General features: G+C 45.6%; 18 protein-coding genes. 12 read left to right on the forward strand and 6 right to left on the reverse strand.

The window, feature by feature from the left end:
- The first annotated feature begins 8 nt into the window (after positions 1–8).
- On the forward strand, positions 9–869 hold the full coding sequence (locus tag RIG68_RS10935; protein WP_350122021.1) for a transglutaminase-like domain-containing protein: 861 nt from the start codon (positions 9–11) through the stop codon (positions 867–869).
- Here RIG68_RS10935 and RIG68_RS10940 read toward each other — a convergent pair.
- Both RIG68_RS10940 and RIG68_RS10945 read right to left on the reverse strand, forming a co-directional pair.
- Complete coding sequence (locus RIG68_RS10940; RefSeq protein ID WP_350122023.1) at positions 863–1,450, reverse strand: redoxin domain-containing protein; 588 nt, start codon at positions 1,448–1,450, stop codon at positions 863–865. The two genes, RIG68_RS10935 and RIG68_RS10940, sit on opposite strands and share 7 nt — an antisense overlap.
- 56 nt (positions 1,451–1,506) lie before the next feature.
- Positions 1,507–2,142 (reverse strand): 4'-phosphopantetheinyl transferase family protein, encoded by a 636-nt coding sequence (locus RIG68_RS10945; protein WP_350122025.1) that lies wholly within the window; start codon positions 2,140–2,142, stop codon positions 1,507–1,509.
- Between the two features lie 49 nt (positions 2,143–2,191).
- Between RIG68_RS10945 and RIG68_RS10950 the strand changes: the two genes are divergently transcribed.
- From RIG68_RS10950 to folB, 3 genes are all read left to right on the forward strand, one after another.
- Complete coding sequence (locus tag RIG68_RS10950; protein ID WP_350122027.1) at positions 2,192–3,121, forward strand: WD40 repeat domain-containing protein; 930 nt, start codon at positions 2,192–2,194, stop codon at positions 3,119–3,121.
- A gap of 112 nt (positions 3,122–3,233) precedes the next feature.
- Positions 3,234–4,028, forward strand: coding sequence for a DivIVA domain-containing protein (locus RIG68_RS10955; protein ID WP_350122029.1), 795 nt, complete (start codon positions 3,234–3,236; stop codon positions 4,026–4,028).
- Positions 4,028–4,387: a dihydroneopterin aldolase gene (gene folB / locus RIG68_RS10960; RefSeq protein ID WP_350122031.1), complete on the forward strand. Its 360-nt coding sequence runs from the start codon at positions 4,028–4,030 to the stop codon at positions 4,385–4,387. Before RIG68_RS10955 ends, folB begins: the two co-directional genes overlap by 1 nt.
- Here folB and RIG68_RS10965 read toward each other — a convergent pair.
- Positions 4,361–4,681, reverse strand: a complete 321-nt coding sequence (locus tag RIG68_RS10965; RefSeq protein WP_350122033.1) for a HesB/IscA family protein — start codon at positions 4,679–4,681, stop codon at positions 4,361–4,363. The genes folB and RIG68_RS10965 overlap by 27 nt on opposite strands.
- A 123-nt stretch (positions 4,682–4,804) precedes the next feature.
- Here RIG68_RS10965 and RIG68_RS10970 point away from each other — a divergent pair, with 123 nt between their 5' ends.
- From RIG68_RS10970 to RIG68_RS10990, 5 genes are all read left to right on the forward strand, one after another.
- On the forward strand, positions 4,805–5,326 hold the full coding sequence (locus RIG68_RS10970; RefSeq protein WP_151998023.1) for a DUF7935 family protein: 522 nt from the start codon (positions 4,805–4,807) through the stop codon (positions 5,324–5,326).
- A 5-nt stretch (positions 5,327–5,331) separates the two neighbouring features.
- The gene (locus tag RIG68_RS10975) at positions 5,332–5,739 is read left to right on the forward strand and encodes a YkvA family protein (RefSeq protein ID WP_350122035.1); all 408 of its coding nucleotides are present in this window, start codon (positions 5,332–5,334) and stop codon (positions 5,737–5,739) included.
- Between the two features lie 262 nt (positions 5,740–6,001).
- The gene (locus tag RIG68_RS10980) at positions 6,002–6,673 is read left to right on the forward strand and encodes an NAD-dependent epimerase/dehydratase family protein (protein WP_350122037.1); all 672 of its coding nucleotides are present in this window, start codon (positions 6,002–6,004) and stop codon (positions 6,671–6,673) included.
- A 61-nt stretch (positions 6,674–6,734) separates the two neighbouring features.
- Positions 6,735–7,187: a D-aminoacyl-tRNA deacylase gene (gene dtd, locus RIG68_RS10985; protein ID WP_350122039.1), complete on the forward strand. Its 453-nt coding sequence runs from the start codon at positions 6,735–6,737 to the stop codon at positions 7,185–7,187.
- A gap of 10 nt (positions 7,188–7,197) precedes the next feature.
- Positions 7,198–7,524 carry a nucleotide pyrophosphohydrolase gene (locus tag RIG68_RS10990; RefSeq protein ID WP_350122041.1) on the forward strand — a complete coding sequence of 109 codons (327 nt, stop codon included), beginning with the start codon at positions 7,198–7,200 and terminating at the stop codon, positions 7,522–7,524.
- An 8-nt stretch (positions 7,525–7,532) separates the two neighbouring features.
- Here the strand turns inward: RIG68_RS10990 and RIG68_RS10995 are convergent, their stop codons facing one another.
- On the reverse strand, positions 7,533–8,717 hold the full coding sequence (locus RIG68_RS10995; protein ID WP_350122043.1) for a class I SAM-dependent rRNA methyltransferase: 1,185 nt from the start codon (positions 8,715–8,717) through the stop codon (positions 7,533–7,535).
- A 208-nt stretch (positions 8,718–8,925) separates the two neighbouring features.
- Here RIG68_RS10995 and RIG68_RS11000 point away from each other — a divergent pair, with 208 nt between their 5' ends.
- The 3 genes from RIG68_RS11000 to RIG68_RS11010 all read left to right on the forward strand — a co-directional run bounded on the left by RIG68_RS11000 (position 8,926) and on the right by RIG68_RS11010 (position 12,844).
- Positions 8,926–9,804, forward strand: a complete 879-nt coding sequence (locus RIG68_RS11000) for a hypothetical protein (RefSeq protein ID WP_350122045.1) — start codon at positions 8,926–8,928, stop codon at positions 9,802–9,804.
- A 116-nt stretch (positions 9,805–9,920) separates the two neighbouring features.
- Positions 9,921–10,256, forward strand: a complete 336-nt coding sequence (locus tag RIG68_RS11005) for a PadR family transcriptional regulator (protein ID WP_350122047.1) — start codon at positions 9,921–9,923, stop codon at positions 10,254–10,256.
- Positions 10,253–12,844 carry an ABC transporter permease gene (locus tag RIG68_RS11010; protein ID WP_350122049.1) on the forward strand — a complete coding sequence of 864 codons (2,592 nt, stop codon included), beginning with the start codon at positions 10,253–10,255 and terminating at the stop codon, positions 12,842–12,844. Before RIG68_RS11005 ends, RIG68_RS11010 begins: the two co-directional genes overlap by 4 nt.
- Positions 12,845–12,887: 43 nt before the next feature.
- On the opposite strand, the gene RIG68_RS11015 is transcribed toward RIG68_RS11010, so the two are convergent.
- Positions 12,888–13,595 carry a 2-phosphosulfolactate phosphatase gene (locus RIG68_RS11015; RefSeq protein WP_350122051.1) on the reverse strand — a complete coding sequence of 236 codons (708 nt, stop codon included), beginning with the start codon at positions 13,593–13,595 and terminating at the stop codon, positions 12,888–12,890.
- 4 nt (positions 13,596–13,599) lie between these two features.
- Positions 13,600–14,697: a glycine cleavage system aminomethyltransferase GcvT gene (gene gcvT, locus RIG68_RS11020; protein ID WP_350122053.1), complete on the reverse strand. Its 1,098-nt coding sequence runs from the start codon at positions 14,695–14,697 to the stop codon at positions 13,600–13,602.
- Positions 14,698–14,940: the final 243 nt, after the last annotated feature.

The following is a 14,940-nucleotide window of genomic DNA, read 5'->3' on the forward strand; positions in this document are numbered from 1 at the left end:
CAGTATAAATGGGTGTAGAGGTGATCAATGAGGGAGAGCTAAAAGCTTTGGTGTCGCTGCTCGACGACGACGACACAGAGGTGAGCACTCATGTGGAGGGCAAAATAATGTCGCTTGGCACGACCATTATTCCGTTTTTGGAAGGAGAATGGGAAAAAAGCTTCAATCCTACCGTTCAGCGAAGGTTGGAGGACATGATTCATACGCTGCAGTTCGATCTTTTGCAGGAGCGGTTGAAGGCGTGGATGGATGAGAGGGAAGACAACCTGCTTGAAGGCTTGTGGTTGATTGCGACTTACCAATACCCCGATCTGGAGCTCAGCAAGCTGGTAAGAGACTTTGAACAGCTTTTTGTGGACGTTTGGACGGAGCACAACCCTGAGTTGAGTCCGTTTGACCAGGTGAAGATGTTGAACAGTGCCATCTTCGGAAAACTGAAGTTCAGCGCCAATACCAAGCATTTTCATTCACCCGCCAACTCCATGATTAATACGGTGCTGGAGTCAAGAAAAGGCAATCCGATCTCTTTGTGCGTGGTTTATATGCTGATAGCCCAGAAGCTCGATATGCCTGTGAAAGGCGTGAACCTCCCCAATCTGTTTATACTTACTCATAAAACTGAGAAGCTTCAGTTTTACATCAATGTATTCAACAAAGGGTTAGTTTTCAGTAAAGAGGACATCAACAACTATATTGAGCATTTACACCTCGTTCCTCAGGAATCTTACTATCAGCCGTGCTCTAACCTCGAAATCATAAGGCGTATCATGAGAAACCTGATCGTTTCTTTCGATAAGCTGGGTGACTACCACCGCACCGATGAAATAAAGATACTGTTGAAGGTGCTGGGTGATGAGGAGATTTATTGACGGCTTTTGATCATGCACCCGGTTGGTCTGGTGGTTTTTTTGGCAACCGCTTTCCCAGCAGCTAAAGCCCTGGCAGCATTGGCCAGGTACGTTTCGGTCACCTCTTCTTCCGACATGGGATTGTCGTCGAAAGCTCCCTGATAGACCAATTCAAAATTGCTTCCTGAAGCCTTGATAAGGAACACTTCTGGTGTTTTTTGGGCGTTGAACATTTTCACACACTGCTGCTGTTTGTCGGCCAGGTAGGGAAAAGGATAGCTTTTTCCTTTCATCTTTTCCACTGCATCATCGGGGCTTAGAATGCCGTCGTTGGGATTTACCAACACTGTGTGAATGCCCAGTCCTTTGAGTTCAGCTGCCAGCGAGACTATTCGCTTTTCGTAGAGCTTGGCATAAGGGCAGTGTTCGCTCGTAAAAAACACGACAATACCTTTAGCTCCGGACAAACTTGAAAAACTAAAGGATTTTCCTGACGAAACGTCCTGCAGGTTGATATCGCCCGAGATAGTTTGGCTATAAACCGGCGCAGTAGTTTGAAGTAAGCAGGCAACTAAAAAAAATACACAAGCAGTCTTTTTCAATTCTAATATTCTTTTAAGAAGATAAAATATAAAATATTTTATATAAATATAGCTATTTATCGGGTATATACCACCCAGTTTTCTTTCATTCGAAAGAAATCGAGAGATATTTTTTTAATGCTACCACTAATATTCGCCTTAGACAATACCTTTTTTTTGGTATTTTCTATGCTCTCTATTGTTATGTCGTCCTTCAGCGACAAACCGCTTCTTCCGTTCATTTTGAAAATAGCTTCCTTGGCGGCCCAAATGAGGCATAGCTGATCGAGGTTGTTTCCTTCAATCAAAGATAATTCCTCGTCATTCACATATTTCCTGCTGGCTCTCACGAGTTGTTCCCTTGGTCTTTCAATATCTATGCCAACAGGCTTTTTGAGATGGATACAGCTTACCGCATACGGATAGGCATGCGACCATGAAAGGAAAAACTCATCTCCTTTCGGATGAGGCTTGCCGTGGAAGTCTTTATAAACTCCGTGAAACGGTATGTTGATGGCTTCGGTCAGATGTTCGGTAGCAAAACGGCAGGCAAGGTACTCCAGTCTCTTGATGGGGTGTATGGTTCCTTCCTGTCCATTGTCGATCCAGGGGGTTCTGTGAAGGCGCTCTTCAAATTCCTCATACGACTCGGTGATTTCCCAAATCGCCAGAATTTCGTCCTCACTAATACGTTTCGTCAGAACCACTGGCATCTTTTGTATGTTTGTAATCCGTTGATCGAAACTAAAGAGAGATAGTGCAATGTCAAAAGTGGAGGTGAAAAAATTAGCTGCCATTACCGGGCACAAGGACTGTATTTACACGTTAGCTCCTGGAGATACCAACCAACTGTTTTATTCCGCCGCCGGCGATGGTATGGTGGCTAGCTGGGATTTGGAGGCACCGGAAAATGGGAGATTGGTGGCTAAGCTGGATAATTCAATTTATGCGCTTTGTTATATTCGTGAGGCTGGTTTTTTGGTTGCCGGACATAACTACGACGGCATTCATTTCATTGATACTGCCAAAGGCAAAGAAAAAGCTTCCCTGAAGTTGACCGACGCCGCCATATTTGATATTCAGTATTACAGGGATTTATTATTTGTGGCCACCGGTAGTGGCGAGGTAATCATCATTGACTGGCCAAACGTAAAAATTGTTCGAAGGCTTAAATTCAGTGACAAAAGCGCCAGAACGATTGCAGTTAACCCGGTAGACAGACACCTGGCGGTGGGCTACAGCGACGCTACCATAAGAGTGATCGATCTTCAAACTTACGATGTGGTTCATACCATCGATTCTCACACCAATTCCGTGTTTTCCGTTTGCTACTCACCTGACTTTAAGTGGTTGCTAAGCGGGGGTAGGGATGCTCATTTGAAGGTGTGGGATGTGGAGAAGGACTATGTGGCTTTTGAGTCCATAGTCGCTCATATGTATGCCATCAATCATATTGCCTATAGTCCTTCAGGCAGCCATTTTGTAACATGCAGCATGGACAAAAGCATCAAGGTGTGGGATGCTTCTACACTGCAGCTGATAAAGGTCATCGATAAAGCACGCCATGCCGGGCATGGCACTTCCGTGAATAAAATGCTGTGGACGTCTTACAAAGACCAGCTTGTTTCTGCCAGTGACGACAGGTCCATATCGGTGTGGGATTTGAATTTCAACCCCTCTCACTTTGAATGACAATAGATTTTACCTACCTTTCCTCCCTATTTTAGCTCACCTGCAACTTCATTTTCGGTTTATTAGTTAACCCCTTGGCGATACCGCCGTCGAAAGGAAGATATACTATCAGATGAAAATTACTCCATTAGAAATAAGGCAAAAGGCTTTTGAAAAGGCTTTTAGGGGCCTCGACAAAGATGAAGTGAATGCATTTTTGCTGACGCTTTCACAAGAATGGGAGAGGATGCAAGATGAGCACAAGGAGCTGCGCTACAAACTGGAGGCCGCCGAAAAAGAAGTTGCCAAGCTTCGTGAAGTTGAAAGTTCGCTGTTCAAAACCCTCAAAACTGCTGACGATACTGCTGCTAACCTCATTGAGCAGGCAAGCAAAGCCGCTGAACTTCATATGAAGGAGACGCAAATGAAGGCGGAGGCGCTTATGAGTGAGGCAAAAAATAAGGCCCGTGCGATGATAGAGAGGGCTGAAGATCATTCAAGAGAAATTATTGAAGATTTGCATGAGGAAGTGAAAACCCTGGAGCAAACCTATAAGTCTATTGAGAACCACCGTGACAATTTGATCAATAGCCTGAGGATGTCGTCCAGCGATATCATGGAGAAGGTGGATCGCATCGAAAAGAATAGAAGCGGCAAAACCTTTGACGAGCAATTGAAAAAGGTAAAGGCACTCTCCCGTGTGAAAAAGGAGATTTTTTCGGATGAGGATGTGAAGCTTGAGTCGCCTACTGAGGTCAGAAAACTCTCCGTGGAAGCCGAGGTAAAGCCAGCTCAAAAAACCCCCGTAAAAGAAGAGGTCAAAGCGAAGACCGTCACCGAATCCAGAAAGGTGATCAAGGTAGCAGGTGAGGAGTACAGCCTGGAGGAAATCAGCTCGACAGGCTCATTTTTTGATGAGCTGAATTGATGCAGGGAAAAATTGCACTGAAGGGGCTGATGTTTCACTCTTTTCATGGCGTTCATAGCTTTGAACGTGAAAGGGGCAATGATTTTCGCATTGACCTGGTTTTCCAAACAGACATTTCCAAGGCCGCTTTGTCAGATAAACTGACTGACACACTCGACTATGAAGAGGTGTATCAGATAGTGGCTGAAATCATGGAGGTTCCGGTTAACTTACTTGAGCACCTGGCCTATAAAATATCAGAGAAGCTTTTTGAAGCATACACCGAGGTAAAGATACTTGACATAACAGTGGCTAAGATACTGCCGCCGCTGGAGGGTAGGTGTGAGGAGTCGTCAGTGAGCCTGGTCAGGCACCGGTAGGTCGGGGTTGACAAAGGAAAAACCACGGGCATCGGCGCCATCGTAAAAATCTACTTCCAAACCGATCAGGTACATGGTGTGCCTTTTCTCAATAAACACGGAAATTCCCGCTATTGAGTACTCAATGTCACCCTCTTTTTTCTTATCGAAACCAAGCATATAGGAAACACCTGCACAGCCGGCTCCTCTGATGCCAATGCGCAGCCCATAGCCTTCCGGTATCTTCTTTTTGGCAATGATCTCTTTGATCTCCCCCAGCGCTTTCTCGCTAATACTTACAGGGTGTATATTCATCTGTATTCGCTAATTTTTCCTGAACCCCGGCAAAGTTGGTGCAATTCGGGGATTTAAATTTATTTATTTTGAAAACGGTAAGTCCGTTAAAATAATTCTAACTTCAAATCAAAACCCTGGTAAATGGAGCCCTTAGTTGATCTTGCGAAAATTATTATTCCGGCTGGTCTGGTACTTTATGCTATGTACCTGATGGTGCGGTCGTTTCTGAACAAAGAGTTGGAAAAACGAATGCTTGAGCTGAAAATGAAGAATACCGAGAGCATTCTTCCTATCAGGCTCCAGGCCTATGAGAGAATGTGCCTTTTTCTGGAACGGATATCGCCAAGTAACCTGCTTGCCAGGCTGAGCACCGGCAACCTCACTTCTAAGGAACTGCAGCATGTGCTTCTCAAGGAGATCCGGGACGAGTTTAACCACAATTTGTCGCAGCAGCTGTACATGTCAGACGACGCCTGGAGGTCGATAAAAAGCGCCATGGAAAGTGTGATTATGATTGTTAATCAGGCGATTACGGAAGTGAATCCTGAGTCGAAGAGCATTGAGTTGGCAAAGGCTGTTATTCAAAGGGCCATGCAAGAGGAGCGTGATCCGGTAGAGCAGGCCTTGAGTTTTATGAAAGATGAAATCAGAAAGGTGTTTTAGGTCATATGGAGGAGAATAAGGAAAAGAAAGCACTGTCGTCGTATGAAAAGAAAGCCGAGAGGGTACTTCGGGATGGCGATCGTGTGGATAAAATAATTGGGAGTGTGTCCACAAAGCTTGGCGAGATTACCCAGAGCAGTGAAAGACTCAGTGGTTTTGTCGGGCGAATCAAGGTCATTTCCAGAATGGTGAAGAACTATATTTCTGGTAATTACCGTGTGATGCCCTGGAAAAGTATCGTCCTCCTGGTTGCAGGTCTTATTTATTTCATCACTCCTATCGACCTTATTCCTGATTTTATCCCAGCGCTGGGCCTGATCGATGATATCTCCATGATTGCTTTTATTTACCGCAGCTTAAAGCAGGATATTGACGAGTACCTGTTATGGGAAAGGGATAATTTCTCGATTTGAAAAGGGCTGAGCAGTTGGCAAAATAGGGGGTGACTAAATTTTCCAAAGGATATTTTGTACTTAAGCAAGATGGAAATAACTTTATCTTAAACGACTTGCCGTTTAATGCCAGCAATAATATTTCAATAAGCGGGTAAGTGTTTTTTCTCAACCAGCGCCAGCCAGAAAATAGGTCTGTGGAAAGAGTGGCCGCAGTGGCGGTATCCGTCAATGGTTTTAAGTAGCCTTTAGATAGAGTTGCCGACAATTAAACTTCAATGATATGGGTAAGACTGCACTTATAGCTGGCGCCACTGGTCTGGTTGGCAAATCGTTGCTGGATCAGCTGGTTGGCGATGATTATTACGATAAAATTGTAGTCCTCACACGAAGAGATCTCCCATCTGCAAGCAGCAAAGTTCGGGCTGTTATAACAGATTTTGAGAATTTGGAGAGACTTTCCGCTGATATGCAGGCCCATCATTTTTTTTGCTGCCTGGGCACTACTTTGAAAAGGGCTGGGTCGAAGGAAGCGTTTTTCAAAGTGGATTATACCTACTGTTTCAATCTGGCTCAAGTGGCCGCTAAAACTGCTACTTGTGAGCAATTTCATGTGGTTACTTCGCTGGGAGCCAATGCTGAGTCGGTCATTTATTACAACAAGGTGAAAGGAATGCTGGAGGATGCATTGAAAAAACTGGGCCTCCCTTCGCTGTATATTTACCAACCCTCTCTTCTTTTGGGTGAAAGGAATGAGCGTCGCCCTTTCGAAGAAATTGCCAAGTTTTTTTCCAACCTATTCTCCTTTTTTATGATAGGATCGAGTAGAAAGCTTTTTGCTATCGAGGCCAGCAGGGTGGCAAAAGGAATGGTCGTTACAGCCAAAAAGGGGCTACCAGGCCTCCATGTTTTCCCCTCCCGACAAATTGAAAAAATTACGACCACAAAGGATTAGCCTGAATTGATCATTAATCGTACTTTGAACCTGATAATGTTTCGAAGGAAAAATACGAGCAATGATAGGAGTGGTTCAAAGAGTGTCGGAAGCATCGGTAACAATTAACGGCGCCGTCGAAGGAAAAATTGGAACTGGTATTATGTTGCTTCTGGGCATTGAGGAGGCGGATACGCAGGAAGATGTCGAGTGGCTGAGCAGGAAGATTGTCAACCTGCGGATTTTTAATGACGATGACGGTGTGATGAACCGAAGCCTTGTGGAGGTGGCAGGCGACATACTGCTTATCAGCCAGTTTACACTACATGCGAGCACAAAAAAGGGCAACAGACCTTCCTACATCAAAGCTGCCAGACCGGATGTGGCGGTACCTCTCTATGAGAAAATGATTGCCCAGTTGCAGACTGACCAGCAAAAGACGATTGAGACGGGTGAGTTTGGTGCCGACATGAAAGTGGCGCTTGTAAACGACGGCCCTGTTACGATCATTATTGATACTAAGAACAAAGCTTAAATCCTTCCAAATGACGATAGAACAAGCACAGGAGCAGGTAGATCATTGGATAAAAACCGTTGGAGTCCGCTATTTTAATGAGCTGACCAACATGACAATCCTGACAGAAGAGGTAGGAGAATTGGCCCGTATTATGGCCAGGACTTATGGTGAGCAGTCGTTCAAGGAATCAGACAAGGGCAGAGACCTGGGTGATGAGATGGCCGATGTACTATGGGTATTGATTTGTCTTGCCAACCAAACGGGAGTTAACTTAACAGAGGCATTTCAAAAGAACCTGGAGAAAAAGACCAGCAGAGACAAGAACCGCCACAAGGGTAATGAGAAGCTGAAGTAGGTTTTCGGTTAGCTTACCTGCAACACCAATCCCTTCAAATACTCCCCCTCAGGGTGGTAAATGCTTACAGGGTGATCGGCTGGCTGGTGCACTTGGTACAGGATGCGAACCTCCCGCCCTGTGGCAGCGGCAGCTGAAAATACAGCCGTACGAAAATCTTGCGGTGACACCACCTGAGAGCATGAAAACGTAAACAGAATTCCTCCCGGCTTTATTTTTTTAATGGCCTTTTCGTTAATCGTGCGATAGCCCTTGAGGCCGTTTTCAAGCACCCTTACATGCTTGGCAAAGGCAGGTGGGTCGAGCACAATCACGTCAAAATCGTCGGGCATCTTTGCGAGATAGTCAAAAGCATCCGTACAAATGGACGTATGTTTTTCCGTTTTTCCGAAATTTAAATCAATGATTTGCTCCGTCAGGTCAATGGCTTTTTGCGAACTATCGACACTTACCACTTCTGTGGCACCAGCCTTGAGCGCAGAAACTGAAAAGCCGCCGGTGTAGCAGAACGTGTTAAGCACTTTCTTGCCTTTGCTAAACTCCTCCAGCAGTCGTCTGCTTTCCCGTTGGTCGATAAAAAAGCCTGTTTTCTGGCCTTCTACTACATTGATGGTGAACTTACTTCCGTATTCGTTCACCTCCACGGTGTCGCCTTCCCCAAAGATAAATCCATCTTCAGCTTGAATAGGCGCTTTAAAAGGAATGGTGCCAGCACTTTTGTTGTAGCAGGCGGTTATGGGGAGGTCAAGCTCTTTGAGGATAGAAGCAAAAGTGTCTTTCAGCAGATACATGCCAACAGAGTGCGCTTGAAAAACCACCGTTCCGTTGTAGTAGTCCATGATCAGGCCGGGTAAGCCGTCGCCTTCCCCATGTATCAGGCGGAAAACATTGAGGTTATCTTTTTTTCTTAAACCAACTGCCCTGCGAGCTTCAACTGCTTTTTCAATTTTGGCTTTCCAGAAGGCTTGATCGATTGTGACATCGGAGAAAGCCACCATGCGCACGGTGATGGAGCCAATTTGGTAGTGGCCAATTCCCAGAAACTTCTTTCTGCTGTCCAGCACCTCTACCAGGTCGCCTTCATTTAACTCCTTTGGAGTATGTTGGATAGCCCCTGAAAATACCCATGGGTGGAAACGCTGGATGGAGCGTTCTTTTCCTGCTTTAAGAATAATAGAGGGATGGGAGGACATGGTTCTTTATTAAGCCGCAAACTTATGAAATCGGTTGGAAAGTTAGTGATTATAAGTGACCGATATGTGAGGTCAACCTGCGATGGATGATGATTTTGTCAATGCTGCAGATATTAAGCGGTAGAAAATTCGGACATCCTCAGAAATATTGCTTATATTTTATGAGGATCATATAAGGATGAAGAAACCAACCCAAAATAGTCAAGCCATGAAAAATGTTTCGATCTTTTTTATTGTCAGTATATATGTGCTTATCAGCGGCTGCTCAAACGATTCTGGTAAGGAATCAACGGAAGCCCCCAAAAGCCTTGTGGGAACGTGGGAGTTGGTGTCTTACATGAGCGACTCCAGTGGTGGAAAGGCATGGATAGATCACCCCTCCAATATTCTATACCAAAAACACCTGACCCCGACCCATTTTACCTGGATAAGCTATCAGAAAGATAATGACCAACTTGTGGGGATGGGAGGCGGAACTTACACCTACGATGGTGAGAATTATGTTGAAAACATTGAATTTTTTCTACCAGCCACCAGTAGCATCCTCGGCCAAAAAATCAACTTCACGGCTGACTTTGTGGACGGTGAATGGCATCATAGAGGTTTCGTGAAAGATTTTGAGTTTGATGTCGAAAGTGCTGAAACAGTTGTCGTGGATTCGTCTCGCATTGAGGAAATGTGGAGGAAGGTATCCTCAGTTGCAGAAAACGATTCTTCTCTGGTCGGAACCTGGGAGCTGGTTTCCTATCATGAAAGGGAAGGCGGTCCTGAAATGAGCTACCCTGGCTTTGTGAAGTATATGAAGCTTGTGACTCCTTCACATTTTGTTTGGATTCAATACAATGATGACGGAGACTATATTTCAGGAACAGGCACAGGATCCATTATCTATGACGGGAAGACGTACACCGAGAATGTGGCAATGATTCACCCGTCGGGTCACACCCTAACGGGGGCTACCATTACATTTGGTGGTGTTGTTAACGCCAACAGGTGGACACTTTTTGCGGAAAAGACAGTGAAGCAAGGACAAGAAATTGACTCCGTATACATAGATGAAACGTGGGCGAGATATAAAAGACCATAAGTGATTGATGAATAGGGCCAGGAGCCGGGATAACCTCCCGGCTCTTTTATTTTTATTTCTTCTACAAAAAGACAACATAATGCATTACTTTTATGTTTGTATAACTAATAGTGACTATGAAAGGCTCGTATTTGGGTGAATTGGAAGAACTTATACTGCTGACAGTTGGGGCATTGTTTGATGAGGCCTATGGCGTGGCTGTAATGGATGAAATAGAAAAGCAGACTGGAAGAAGCATGAATGTAAGTGCAGCCCATGCTGTGTTGCGTAGGCTGGAAGAGAAGAGCTATGTAACGTCACGGATGGGAGGAGCGACCAACGAAAGAGGCGGGCGACGCAAGCGGTACTTCACTTTGACGGCCGTTGGTAAAAAGGCGTTGGATGAGTCTTTTGCTTTCAGGAGCGAGCTGTATAAAAGGATACCAAAAATTGCCTTCAACTTTTCATTATGAAGCAGCTATCGCCGCCTAAATGGGCTGATAAATTCCTTAGGTGGTATTGCAATCCCGATCTTCTGGAGGAGATCGAAGGGGATATCTATGAGATTTTTGAGAGGGAGGCTGCTGTAGACACCCAAAAAGCCCGGCGGCGGTTTATTTGGAATGTACTTCGGTTTTTCAGGTGGGCGAACATTAAAAGAACAAACTCAAATTATAAGGCTAATCAAATGGGACTCATTAAAAATTACTTTACGGTAGGTTTCAGAAACCTATCCAAAAACTGGGGCATATCGCTCATCAATATCCTCGGCTTGTCTGTAGCGATAGGCATGGGCATCGCCATTTTCATATTTGTTGATATGCAGACGCATATGGACGATTTCCACTCCAACAGGAAGAATATTTACCAATTGATCAATCATGTGAAAACCGAGAACAGCACTGCAATGTGGGCGGATGCTCCCTTGCTGATAGGGCCGGATTTGGTGGACAAGCACGCTGGAGTTGACAACGTGGTGCGGGTCGAATTCCAGTACGGCAATATGCGGTTTGGTGACAACGTTTTTAGTGAGTTGGTATCGTTTGTTGACCCGGCTCTGCTGAAAGTGTTTGATTTTCCGATCAAGTATGGAGATGTAAATGCGCTGGAGAATAAAAGCTATGTGGTGATTGATAAAAATACCGCCGAGAAATATTTCGGACAGGAAAACCCAATGGGCAGGGATGTTTCCATCAAGTATTCCAACGGTTTGATTCAGAACTATACGGTGGGGGCGGTAATGGACAAGACGCCGGATAAAGCGAGCTTTTCCTTCGAAATCATGGTGCCTATCGACAACTTCTTTGATTTAAAGCTCGAAGATCACTACGACTGGTCATATGCTACTGATGCTATTTTTATTGAAATGAAAGATGGTCATCAGCCGCAGGAGTTAGAGGAGACTTTTAATGGATTTGTGGCTCTTCAGAATCAGACAAGTAGCAAATGGCCTATCGAACAATTTGAAATGGTGCCATTGGGTCAACTAGCGCTGAGGTCATTTGAAATAGATGGTTCGATAAGCGGAGCCGGGCACCCAGCCGGGCGTATTGGGCTTTCTGTCGTAGCATCTATGTTGGTTTTGCTGGCTTGTTTTAATTATATGAACATTTCCGTCACAGCTGCCACAAGACGTTTGAAGGAAATAGCCATGAGGAAGGTGATTGGAGGAAACCGGCGACAGATTATTTACCAATTCATTTTGGAAAACATCATTCTGTGCACTTTCGCTTTGGCTTTGGGTACCGTAATGAGCTATTATTTCTTTTTGCCTGGGCTAAACACAATGATCCCGATTACTATTCCTTTTGAATTTTCAAGTTTTCCCATGCTGATTGCCTTCTTCGGTGGGCTGTTACTATTTATTGGCCTAGTGTCAGGTGCCTATCCGGCCTTCTATGTGTCGAAGTTTCAGCCAACCAGTATTTTCAGAGGAAATGAGAAGCTCGGTTCGAAGAACGTCTTTAGCAAAATATTGCTGGGCTTTCAGTTTTTCTTTGCCATAAGCACGATCATCGCTTGCTTTGTTTTTACTGACAATGCCATTTATCAGGCAGAAAAAGACTGGGGATACAACCCCAAAGGAATCATTTCAATGCCACTGGTGGAGGCGTCGGACTTTCGGGCCTTGAGGGATGCAGCTAACAAGAATACCTCTGTTTTGAGCTATGCCGGGAGTAACTACCATGTAGCCAGGGCCAACAAACTCACCAAAGCCGAGGTGCTTGATAAGGAGGTCAAAACCTATGCTTTTCATGTGGGCGAAAACTATATGGAAACGATGGGCTTCCGCCTGAAGGAAGGGCGGTTCTTTGGAGACAGCAAAGCAGCTGACCAATCAGGAAGTATTATTGTAACAGAAATGTTTGTTGAAAAGGCCGGTTGGGGCGATGCCATAGGCCAACAGGTGACTTACGATAGCACACGGTACACAGTAGTGGGGGTAGTTGAAAACTTTATGTGCAATGCTTTTTATGATGAAATGCTACCATCTGTTTTCACTGCTGCTCCCGAGGAGGATTTTAATTATTTCGTAGTGAAAACCGCTGCGGGGAATGAAAAAGAGCTGGACGAATATTTTGCATCAGCATGGACAGGAATTGCCCCTAACGACCCTTACAACAGCAAGTATCAGGTAGATGTTTTTGATTACTTCTTCAAAGAGAATCAGGGAAATATTGTAATCATAAGCTTCATCTCTGGCTTAGCTATTGTGCTGGCTTGTCTGGGCTTGTTTGGTTTGCTCGGCTTTAGCATTCAAAGTCGGAAAAAGGAATTTGGGATAAGGAAGGTGCTGGGGGCTGATGCGACGCAAATTATCAGGATAGCCAGCAAGCAGTATTTTTGGACGATAGTTGTCGCCTTTCTTTTGGGGGCTCCGGCGGGCGCTTTTCTCATCACCCAAATGATCAACGCCATTTATCCGGATCCTAAGGAAACGACAGCGCTACCTTTTATTCTGGCGATGGGCATAGTGCTCGTGACTACCGTTGTAACAGTGGCGAGCCAGGTGACCAAAGCCACCAGCGTAAATCCTGTGCAGACGTTGCGAAGCGAGTAGAAATAGAAATGTTGTGCCGGTGGGGTTGCCCGCCGGCATCATTTTAGCACGCTAAAACGAGATGTCCCTCCGTCAGCACAGGAACAACATCAAACCGATCTTCCTGCACGCAAAATTCGATGTCCTTGAATACCTCCAGCTTGTTCAGCCGACGGGCATGCGACGATGCCTTCACAAATGTGAAGAGGTCATTTTTTTCGACCTGGTAGAGCTTTGCCATCATTCGGGGGACATCGCACTCAGGTTGGTGCGAAGTGGCCAGCCTTTCAACCAGGGCGCCGGCAAACAGGCTGTCCTCAAGATTCACTTTTCCTTTCCAGGCCGCACAAACTACTACCACATCTTTGTCTTGCTGCTGGATGTATTTTGCAACGGCGCTCAGGTTGAGGAAGGCACCGATAACGATTTGATCTGCTGTCTTTGATTTTTCGATAGCTAGGGTACCATTGGTGGTGGTAACGGCCACTTTCTGCCCTTTCAGGTGAGGTTCCATGTATTCGAAAGGGGAGTTGCCCATGTCGAAGCCTTCCACCTTGCTGCCGTTGCGTTCACCGGCGGTATAGTAACCTTCTTGCTTGAGCCCTTTGCAGATGTCCGCATCGGCCAATGGTTTGATGGCGGCTACTCCGGTGGCCAGGCCCGACACCATGCAGGAGGTGGCTCTGAGTATGTCTACCACCACCACAATTTTGCCTTTTAACTCGTATTGATGGATTAGTTCCGGAGAAAGGCAGACATCAATATTCCTCATCAGTTTACTTTTTTAGAAAAGGCACTTTTACCACTTTGGCCTTTAGGAACTTGCCCCTTACTCCCACAAATATTTCCGTGTCGGGCTGGCTGTATGCTTTGTTCACGTAGCCCATGCCTATGCCTATGCCAAGGGTGGGCGATTGTGAGCCGGATGTTACTTCGCCAATTTTTTCTTCAGAGGCATTGAACAGCTCGTAGTGCGCTCGTGGAATGCCTCTGTCAACCAATTCGAAGCCAACCAGCTTTTTGCTGATACCAGCTTCTTTTTGGGCCTTGATGGCTGCGGAGTTAGTGAATTCTTTGGTGAATTTAGTTATCCAGCCTAGGCCGGCTTCAATTGGAGAGGTGGTATCGTCGATATCATTGCCATACAAGCAGAAGCCCATTTCCAGACGCAGGGTGTCTCTGGCACCAAGCCCAATAGGTTTGATGCCAGCGTCTTTTCCAGCTTCAAATACTTTATCCCAGAGCTTTTTAGCGTCCTCATTTTTTACATACAGCTCAAAGCCGCCTGCGCCTGTATAGCCTGTAGCGGAAATGATAACGTCTTTGATGCCGCCCATTTCTCCTACAGTGAAGTGGTAGTAGCCAATAGCTGAAAGATCGACGCTAGTGAGCTTTTGAAGGACCTCTAGTGCCTTCGGGCCTTGCACCGCAAAAAGAGAAGTGGCGTCGGAGATATTGGTCATTTTTGCTCTGAAGGAATTGTGACTGCTGATCCAGTTCCAGTCTTTGTCGATATTGGAGGCGTTGACCACTAGCAGGTATTTCTCGTCAGCCATTTTATATACCAGCAGGTCGTCGACAATGCCGCCCTTGTCGTTGGGCAGGCAGGAGTACTGCGCCTGTCCGTCTACTAGTTTCGAAGCATCGTTGGATGTCACGCTTTGGATGAGGGGCAGGGCACCCGGGCCCTCTACCATAAACTCTCCCATGTGCGACACATCGAAGACACCTACGGCATTTCTAACGGTATGGTGTTCGTCCAGGTCAGAGGAGTAGCGAACAGGCATATTGTAGCCTGCGAAAGGCACCATTTTGCCACCCAGGGCCACGTGAGCATCGTTGAGGGCAACTTTTTTCAATTCTGCAGAATCCATTCTTTTTGCTGTTTATTCGGAAGCTGCAAAAGTAGTAATATTTGACAAGGGACAGCATATGATCAGCAGCAGAATATCATTTAAGGATGACAGAATATGCAAGCGAACGTCATTGTCTTGATGTGGGCATGGTGTGTTTCGATTGGTTTAAGGTTTTAATAATTGGCCGACTTTTTGCATAACCCACAATAGCAGGTAGCATGCTATCGCTACTTTTTGATCCCGTGTTATTGCTCAGCATCC

The organism is Imperialibacter sp., assembly GCF_040222385.1.
Classification (GTDB): domain Bacteria; phylum Bacteroidota; class Bacteroidia; order Cytophagales; family Cyclobacteriaceae; genus Imperialibacter.